2 protein-coding genes and 1 pseudogene are annotated in these 2,273 nt (G+C 57.1%); all 3 read right to left on the reverse strand.

Translation table 11 applies throughout. The features are described 5' to 3' along the window. On the reverse strand, positions 1-489 hold a 489-nt coding region (locus tag NKH35_RS31405; protein WP_352917541.1), incomplete at its 3' end, for an aminopeptidase P family N-terminal domain-containing protein. Between the two features lie 189 nt (positions 490-678). Then, positions 679-1,109, reverse strand: a pseudogene (locus NKH35_RS31410) (GlcG/HbpS family heme-binding protein). Positions 1,110-1,145: 36 nt separating this feature from the next. Next, positions 1,146-2,273: D-amino acid dehydrogenase (locus tag NKH35_RS31415; RefSeq protein WP_352917542.1), on the reverse strand; the 1,128-nt coding region annotated here is incomplete at its 5' end.

Here is a 2,273-nt window from a genome sequence, read left to right on the forward strand (position 1 = left end):
GCTCTTGATCATGCGGAGCTGCCAAATGAGGCTTGCACCATCAACAATCTCCACGCCCTCCAGACCACCGATGATCGCATTCAATTGCGTTACCGGCATTCCCAGTCGCAGTTCGAAACCAAGCTCGGCTCCGACCCGTCCGTGTCGCCGGGTTAGTTCGGATATTGCTGCGATAACGAGAGATGTGCCTTCGTCCTCGGGCCGAGGCGAGGGCCAAGATCTGATTTCCTCAATCCACGTCGTCTCTATGATAGCCCTTCCAATTTCGGGAATGATCGCAAGGGGCGCCCCGGCGGCAGGCACTAATACAAACCAAGGTCGGGTATAACTCTCCCAGAACGTGGAATCGACACCGATGAAATACCGGATATTGTCCATCGAAGTGAGCAACAAGCCGTCGAGGCGATGTTGACCCATTAGCCGCTGAGCCCGGGCGACACGCCCTTCGAACTCAGTCGGCGCAAAGCCGTAGGAGGCTTCCTGATCCATTCTATAACCCTGTTTGTCCGGACTTTCGGCCGTGGCGGCTGCATCTACCACCATCCTAAAGGCGCTCAGTGCACGAAAGATGCCAAAATCGCGCTGACGGCGCAGACGCTATTTCAAATGTGCCTGATCGCTCGCCAGATTTGCGTCTCTCGCCCGACGAGCGCGAGGCGCTTTGGCGGGTAGCCTCAATCAGGCCGCCTGAGCATTCAAACCGCCTATCTCGATTGCTTCCACGGCCACTGCTTCATCATTGTCAGATGTATCTCCAGTGATCCCTACCGCACCAAGCAACCGACCGGCCTGGTCTCGCACGAGGACGCCCCCGGGGACGGGAACAATCTTGCCGCCTGATATAGCGGTCAGGCCGGCTACAAAGTGAGGTCGGTCGGCTGATGCTTTGTCGAGCCAGCGCGAACCGAAACCGACGGCCAAAGCTCCGTAAGCCTTGCCGAATGCAATTTCAAAGCGGAGCATTGAGGCCCCGTCCTGCTTCTGAAACGCGACCAAGTGGCCGCAGCATCCAGGACCGCAACGCTCAAGGGCTTAAAACCCTTCCCGCTTGCTGTAGAGCACGCCCGATTAATGATGGAATTGGCAACTTCCAATGTCAGCTTGGTCATATTGGATTTTCCTTTGAGCTTGTTATCTGGCGTCTTCTATGCCGCCATACGAGCATCGATCGGAAGATCGGCAGCCACAATCGTGGCCAGCATGGCCGATGTTGCAGCAGAAAGCGTCCACCCTAGATGCCCGTGTCCCGTATTGTAGAAGACACCCGGAACCCGGCCTTTACCGACCCGAGGCATCATGTTCGGCATCATGGGTCGCAGCCCTGCCCACGGCACAACGTGTTCAGTTACCACTTTCGGGAACATCATCCGCGTCCAGTCGACCAAAGGTCTGATGCGATCTTCACGGATGTCGAAATTGACGCCATTGAACTCTGCGGTACCTGCCACGCGCAGGCGCGCTGCGCCGAGGCGGCTGGTCACGATCTTTGCGCGGTCGTCCAGAATGCTTACCCAAGGCGCCGAGGAATCTGCCGTAGACCCCTCCAACTCCACCGTAATTGAATAGCCTTTCACCGGATAAATATTGATGCGATCCCCGAGGATCGCAGCGATATCGCGGCTATTTGTTCCCGCACACACTACAATGCCATCGGCCACCAGCGTCAGATCGGCGCCTTCAGTTGTGCAAACGAGGTGAAAGCGATCCCGGCGTTCAATCCGGATCACCGCAGCGTCATAGATGAATTGGGCGCCGCGCTTTGTGCAGGCCTTCTCCAAACCCGCGCAATATTTGTGGATGTCGCCGGTCGAATCGGACGGGGTGTAAAACCCTCCATAAAAATTGCCATGCAAGGCAGGTTCAATCCCGGCAATTTCGCTGGGCGTCACCGATCGCCGCTCAAGGCCGCCCTCGTTCAGCATCTCATTCACCTTTGACGCGTGATCGAAGCCGGCTTTATCCCAATAAACATGCAGGATCCCGCGACGGACGTGATCAAAGTCGATCCCTTCACGGTCGGCGATCTCGAAGAGGTGTTTGCGAGCCGCGATAGCCAGGCGGGTCGTTTCAATCGTGTTCTCGCGATATCGCGAAATATGGGACACGAATTCCAGCAGCCAGCTGTATTTGTGCCACGACGGGGTAGGGTTCATGAGAAGCGGCGCATCCCGCCGAAGCATCCACTTGATGCCCTTGAGGACGGTCGACCAGTGATTCCAGACTTCGGCATTGCTCGCGGACAGCTGGCCGCCGTTGGCGAACGACGTTTCCAT

The organism is Mesorhizobium sp. M1143 (genome assembly GCF_040318435.1).
In the GTDB taxonomy this organism is placed as follows: Bacteria; Pseudomonadota; Alphaproteobacteria; order Rhizobiales; family Rhizobiaceae; genus Mesorhizobium.